Genomic DNA, 6,692 nt, shown 5'->3' with positions numbered 1-6,692 from the left:
AGCCGGCAAAAAGGGTTAGAAGCAGCGCGGTAAGTGTTAATAAGCGGGAAGTCATGCCATCCGGGATTTATTCAAGGGAAGCGTTGAACTAAACTATCATCTGTGGGACCGCGAAGCAAGCCGGATTTGTGGCTTACTCCGCCGGGCAGCACGTTTGAGAAGTCTGCTTATATTACCCTATACAAAAAATATTTTACCGGCACAGATAAAGATGATTGTGCTGCGCTTTATGCAGGGTAGGGCGTCCACCTTAATCTCTAGTTTCATGGCAACAAACTCCATAACCAGCGTACTCACGATTCTCAGCGATGCCATGCCCGGGCAGGTGTCAACAGCAACTGATATTCTGCAGGCCCACGGAAAGGACTATTCCTGGCACCGGCCGGCAGCCCCAGAAGCCGTTTGTTTTCCACGATCGAACGAAGAAGTCGCGTTGATTGTAAAGACGTGCGGTGAACACGGCGTGCCTATTATTCCTTTTGGTGCAGGATCTTCTCTTGAGGGCGGCGTGCTCGCTACCCGGGGCGGCGTTAGTGTTGATCTTACGCAGATGAACAAAATCCTCAATGTCAGTGTGGCCGACATGGATTGCACGGTGCAGGGGGGCGTACGCCGGCTGCAGCTTAACGAAAGGCTGGCTGCGGATGGTATGTTCTTTCCTGTAGATCCAGGCGCCAATGCAACGTTGGGAGGGATGACGGCGACGCGCGCAAGTGGTACAAACGCTGTCAGGTATGGGACGATGCGGGAGAACGTGGTTTCCTTAAAAGTAGTGCTTGCAGATGGTCAGATTATTGAAACAGGCACGCGGGCCCGGAAGTCGGCAGCCGGCTACGACCTGACGCGGTTGTTTGTGGGATCTGAAGGCACGTTGGGGATAATTACCGAAGTCACCCTGCGCATGCAGCGGATCCCTGCCCGTATTGAGGCGGCAGTAATTCGGTTTCCCGACATCTCAAGCGCGATTGACGTAGTGATTAAAACCCATGCCGCCGGCATCAGAATGGCCCGGATTGAATTGCTGGATGGTCTGATGATGCAAGGCATGAATCTGTACTCAAATCTTCAGTACCCGGAGCAGCCCACGCTTTTCCTTGAATTTAACGGAAGCCCTTCAGAGGTGGATGATCAGGTCCGGGCTTTTCGGCAACTGGCGGATCGAACGGTGAATCCTGACGCAATCGGAGACGGCTTTGAACAAGCTGCAACGCCGGCGGAGCGCGAGCGCCTGTGGCACGCGCGGCACCATGCCTACCATTCATCGATTGCGCTGCGTCCGGGGTGCCAGGTGATGTCGAGTGATGTGTGTGTACCGATGTCCAAACTAAACGCGTGTGTGCAAGCCGTCCGTGACGATGTTGCAAGATCCAGCATCATAGCGCCCCTGGTTGGACACATTGGTGAAGGAAATTTCCACATGCAATTTCTTGTAGATCCGGAAAATGACGCAGAGATTGCGGAGGCGCGCCTGCTGCACGAACGCCTCGTTAACATGGCCTTGTCATATGGCGGTACCTGTACCGGTGAACACGGCGTTGGCATCGGCAAGCGTAAATACTTAGAGGCCGAATACGGTGACGCATTCGGCCTCTTGAAAAACATTAAACTTGCACTTGATCCGGGCAACATCATGAACCCGGGTAAAGTAATTGCGCTTTCCTGAACGCGGGCTCCTTACGGGGCGTGGTTGGCATGGTCCAGGTTTTCCATGTGGCGTTCAGCAATCACAATTGTGTCATCCTGGTTCATGGAAGGAAGGATGTTTGCGAGGCGCGCCATGGCTTCCGAGCTGTAGATGATCGTGCCGGTGCCATGGAATTCAATCTGCGCAGATGATTCGCTGGTTGACATTGGCGTATCGTACGTAAACGTAGAGCTCCAATTTGGCGAGTTGTCGCCAGGAGGCACGGTGCCGTCGGGTACGAAGTTGACCACAACTTTCTCGTCGCTGTAATCCCAGTTTGCTTCTTCAACGCCGGCTTCGATCGCTTCGCTTGCGCTCATGTCTGCCACGCCGGTTTCAAATGTAATTTCCCAGCTGTCGCTGCCCAATGCACGAACCTTTGCGTGTGGCTGGTTTACATATTCAGGTGCGTTGTGGCGCGCCATCCGATGGAATGCATCACCCGTGGCTGGTGTTGTCTCTGTCATGAAGTTAACCTGCTGCCCCAGCTCGTATACAGAGCTCCAACTGGTTGTCTGATCGCTATTGCTGTTTGCACCCGAAGAAAACAGGGTTGCAACGCTCTGGCCAACAGGCTTGATTGCCAGTGAAGAGTTCATTGTTGAGCTAGAAGCGTAGTACGTCACGTCGAGTGTGCCGTTGCCAGGCATATTAAAGGCCCGCGAACCATTCATGATGATTACACCACCAAAAACGCGTGACCATTCGTCCATTCTAAAGAGCAGGTCACTTTCTTTGTTGACGATAACTGCACCTTCCCATTGCAGGGAGCCATCAGCCGTATCAAGGTCGCCATCGACAACGAGTACACCGTAGCCCTGGAGATTGCCAGCAAGGATAGCGTCACCGGTTACATGCAGTACGGCCGGCGCAGCGGCAGTACCATAAACGCCTGAAATTGAGCTGCCATCATGCGTATCAGATACATTGCTGATCGCATCATTATAAATTTTGTTAACGTCGAGGCCGAAGTTGTCGTGGTAGATGTCACCAGGGCCATTGATGCCGATAATGTTGTTGTGCTGCGTTGCACCCATAGCTGTTCTAATCTGATCGCGAACGGTACTGGAAGTTGCCATAACAGCTCCAACATGCAATCCGGGTGAGGAACCACCGATAGAAGGTGGATTGTAATCGGTGCCAATCACGCAATACTGTAAGCCGGTCAGCAATACATTTGCGCTTGGTGCATCAATCATCAAAGCTGCATCCATCGTGCCTGAAGAACCACTGCGCTGCAACGTGGTTGTGATTTGCCGTGCCATATCGCCATAGGTGGCGGTTACGGTAACCAGAACCTCATCTGCACCATTTGACGTTGCTGATGCGCTGAAATGGCCGCCTTTCATGGCAACGTTATGGTGATTGATGTTCGATGGGGCATTATCGAAATCGCGTTTGACTTGCGCAATAACAAGACTTTCTGCCGATTTGGCAATTTGATTCAGCAATACATCCTCCTGGTATGCTGAAACCTTAGCGTCATTGGTTGTTGCCTGGCGCGACATGCCGACCATGAGGGCGGTGCCGGTGATTAGGCTGGCTGCGATTAGAAATAGTGCTCTCGTACCCATTTGTGAATCTTGTAAATAACCACAGCAGCCACGGAACGTGGTGTGGTGGTATGAAAAAAACTAAGAATGATATACACCTGCCAGGGTGAGGGAATTGACCGGATACAATATTCCCTGTGTATACTTGTTTATCTTGTGTGGTATACCGAGCTATAAATAACCAATCAGTCTGAGGCAAACAATGGGAGATTGGCGCAACTTATTTAAGGTGTTGCAACTTTTGGATTAAGCCTGCCATATTTTTCAATTTGTAGATAAATAAAATGCAAGTTTTGTTATCGGTAAAATTGTGTTATCATAATTTTGAAAGCCAGCATCTACAAGGCAGATTGTACGGATTAAGCAGGGCGATACCATGGGTAAACTGGAGGCAGTTGTGGAAGTGCTGGAGGCAGATCAAAAGGCAAATCGGCAGCATTTTTTCAAGTTCTTGCGCGCTTTTTTACGGAATCCAGGCAGCGTCGGCGCAATTGTGCCCAGCGCGCCAGAGCTTGCACGTGCGATGGTAGCAGGTCTCGATTTACAGGCCGGCGAAACCCTTCTTGAGCTCGGGCCAGGTACAGGCGCCTTTACAGATAAAATTCGATTGATGTTACCCGAGGGCGCCGCCTACCTTGGCATTGAACGCGAGTTGGCATTTGTTGAATTGTTGCAGCGACGATTTCCCGATATGCACTTTGTAAATGGCAGTGCAGAAGACGCAAGCGAGATCCACCAAGATTCAGGACTGGGCGAGGTGAGAGCGATCGTGTCGAGTTTGCCCTTTGCGACCCTGTTGGCTGATGTGCGAAATAACATCATTGAAGATGTTGAGCACCTGATGACGCCGCAATGTGTGTTCCGAACCTTTCAATACGTCCACGCTTTTCCACTGCCTTCTGCTGTTCGATTTAGACGCGCTATGGATGACCGGTTTGGTCCTTTTCATCGGAGCCGTGCAGTGTTACCCAATGTGCCGCCGGCGTATGTCTTGACGTGGCAGGGACGCTAGTCGCATGAAGTGGCCTTGTCCTTAGATGTGGTTTATGGACAAAAAAATAGAACGGCCGAACACCGCATCATTAGGGTCACATTTAACTTTGCGATGAACGACCGTCCCCCTCTATTCTACGGCACGCGCCCTCTGCTATTCATGACGTAAATGCGCTATTTTTTGGTGTAATTGCAAGTTTGTACTTGAATGATGGACCTAAAGAAAGAAAGGAAAGGTGTTCAGGTCCTGCTCTTGTATTGGGGAATCCAGCCAGCCGAGTTTTACGGGCACATCGTACAACCTGCCGGGGGCCAATCGCTTCCAGAAAATACGGAGCCCCGGTACAATGACTTTCACTGTTGGTAGCCCGATATCCGGCCGCGTTTGATTGAGTACGAGCACTTCCAGGCCGAGGCTGCCGACATGTTTTACACCCTGGTTAATGTCGTCGAGCAAGTCATCAGACAATGCCTGCTTGAAGTTTGCACGCGTACGAGGAAGTTCAGCAGAATTGGGCAAGAGGTAGGTGTTTTTCGCGACGGTTTCCTGTTGCCACCATTTCATTTCCAACGCCCCATCATATGCGTAGTTGGTTGAGCCATCTGGTTTTCGCTTTGCAACAAAAGGCAGCAACTGGTTCATTTCTGCGATGGCGCGTTGCAGTGCTGATGGGGCATGCTGGTGGGTGCCGAAGCCGAAAATGATGTCTTCAGGCTGCCGGTCTATGCGTTTGGAAATGGCCGCGAATGTCGGAATGTTGAGGTCGGTTGTCAGGTCGAGTACCCAGAAAACACGGTTTTGGTGTTTGTAGTAGCGTTGCATGGCCTCAACGTATGGCACATTAAAGGTGCTGATGTCTACCTGCGGCCGGCTCAGCTTGTTGTACCACCACATACTCACGCTGTCGCGCTCTACCAATTCATTTAAGCCCTGCAAGACGGCCTCTTCGAGTGTGTTGCCCGATGCATTGCCATTCGAATCCGCTTTGCAAAAGCCCGGATGGGGGCCTTTGTAGTTAAAATAACAGTAGGCGGTGGGCAAGTAGCGGATGCGTTGCAGCGTCAGCGACCATACCGGTGTCCATTCAATGGGTGTATCGGCTTCAAAGGGTATGGGCACATGCTGAAAAGGATGGTCACAGGTGGCATGCCAGGCGTCTCTTTTGGCATACTGGTCGGGACTAAACAACATGCACGCATTCGGATGAATCGCGTCTTCTCCCAATTCTCGATACGTGGCCAGTATACGCGATTCATTCCCCTGGTAAATGCCAGAAAACCGTTCGAGTGCCTCGCACAGGGCGCTGGTTTTTGCAGCTTGCCGGGTGATGCCTTTCCCGCCACTTTGGTCGCGAATGAGAGAGGGCAGGTCGGCCGGCAGGTTGGATACGGGGCGCATATTGTGACTTGCGCTGTATACATGTACCTGTTCGCCCGGCACCTCGATCTGGCTTACGTGTTTGACGATGCCTGTGATCGGGCTGATATGGTGCGCATAAGCCTCATACGTTTTTCGAGGCTCCTGCAAGCGGTATCCGTTTGACGCGTGTCCACGTTTTTTCTGGGATTGCAGCGTAAGTACAGCGGATGTCTGGGTGTCGGTTGCAGGATTGCCACAAGCAGGACACTGGGGTCTGCGTGTAAGGGGGTGTAGAACTGCTTCGTTCGTATGGACATCATAGGTGCGCAAAGCACCGCTCAAACCGTGATCTGCTTCTTTCCCGAACCATTTTAATACTTCCATCGCCACAAGGTTACCCGCTACCTGCGCCTGTGAGGGCAGCGTAAAACGATCGCCTGTCAACGCCGGCAACGCTGTATCATCATGGGCTGCAAGCTGATACAACGGGCGCTGGCCTACAAGTCTGGATTCCAGACACGCCCAGCAACCCGTAGTCCGTGGGTAAAAGAGTGGGCCAATCCACAGCTGGCTACCAACAGGCTTAACCAACATCCAGGGCTGTTGCGACGCGAGGAACGTTTCATTCAAGTAAGCCAATGCAGGGGACAGGTAGTTGTCGGTAAGTACCAGGTTTAAGTGGCCGGTGTCTTCCGTTTTTATATCCAGGCGTTGTAATGCTTCACGAATGGTTGCAGTCGGGACATCGCCGATGGCCTGGAGGCCAATTGCAGCGTGTTGCAGTTTGTGATAAGCCTGTGCAGGATCAACGCCGGCTTGTTGCCAGAATATGCGCTGGGGTAAAGGAATGGATGAGGGATGGGTATCGATATAGCCGCCCTCAGCAAGTTTTATCAGGCAAAAGTGAATGGCTGGTGCCCCCAGGCTTGGGCTGAGTAGATCCAGGATCTCCTGCTCGCTTTTTTTTCCGTCGATTGCTGCCGCTACCAGTTCAACAGCTTTCCCCCGGAGGATTACTTCGTCTTTTTCAGAAACGATGATAACCCCGCGGCCTTCGATCACCTTGACTACCAGGTCGGCTCGGAATGTGGGAATGTGCACA

Annotated in this window: 4 protein-coding genes; 2 read left to right on the top strand and 2 right to left on the bottom strand. The window is 51.9% G+C overall.

Annotation, left to right across the window (positions count from 1 at the left end; genetic code table 11):
- The first annotated feature begins 265 nt into the window (after positions 1 to 265).
- On the top strand, positions 266 to 1,663 hold the full coding sequence (locus AAF564_02270; GenBank protein MEM8484340.1) for an FAD-linked oxidase C-terminal domain-containing protein: 1,398 nt from the start codon (positions 266 to 268) through the stop codon (positions 1,661 to 1,663).
- A gap of 11 nt (positions 1,664 to 1,674) precedes the next feature.
- Here the strand turns inward: AAF564_02270 and AAF564_02265 are convergent, their stop codons facing one another.
- Entirely contained in the window at positions 1,675 to 3,258 is a 1,584-nt protein-coding gene (locus tag AAF564_02265; GenBank protein MEM8484339.1) for a hypothetical protein, read from the bottom strand.
- A gap of 355 nt (positions 3,259 to 3,613) precedes the next feature.
- On the opposite strand from AAF564_02265, the gene AAF564_02260 reads away from it, so the two are divergent.
- Positions 3,614 to 4,249, top strand: a complete 636-nt coding sequence (locus AAF564_02260; GenBank protein MEM8484338.1) for a hypothetical protein — start codon at positions 3,614 to 3,616, stop codon at positions 4,247 to 4,249.
- Positions 4,250 to 4,447: 198 nt separating this feature from the next.
- Here the strand turns inward: AAF564_02260 and AAF564_02255 are convergent, their stop codons facing one another.
- Positions 4,448 to 6,691 (bottom strand): TOMM precursor leader peptide-binding protein, encoded by a 2,244-nt coding sequence (locus AAF564_02255; GenBank protein MEM8484337.1) that lies wholly within the window; start codon positions 6,689 to 6,691, stop codon positions 4,448 to 4,450.
- Position 6,692 lies beyond the last annotated feature (1 nt).

This window comes from Bacteroidota bacterium (assembly GCA_039111535.1).
Taxonomy (GTDB): domain Bacteria; phylum Bacteroidota; class Rhodothermia; order Rhodothermales; family JAHQVL01; genus JBCCIM01.
This window is presented reverse-complemented; position numbering and strand designations above follow the sequence as displayed.

Coding starts and splice junctions, on each gene's coding strand:
- AAF564_02260 (MEM8484338.1), top strand. CDS start 3,614: ATGGGTAAACTGGAGGCAGTTGTGGAAGTGCTGGAGGCAGATCAAAAG.
- AAF564_02270 (MEM8484340.1), top strand. CDS start 266: ATGGCAACAAACTCCATAACCAGCGTACTCACGATTCTCAGCGATGCC.
- AAF564_02265 (MEM8484339.1), bottom strand. CDS start 3,258: ATGGGTACGAGAGCACTATTTCTAATCGCAGCCAGCCTAATCACCGGC.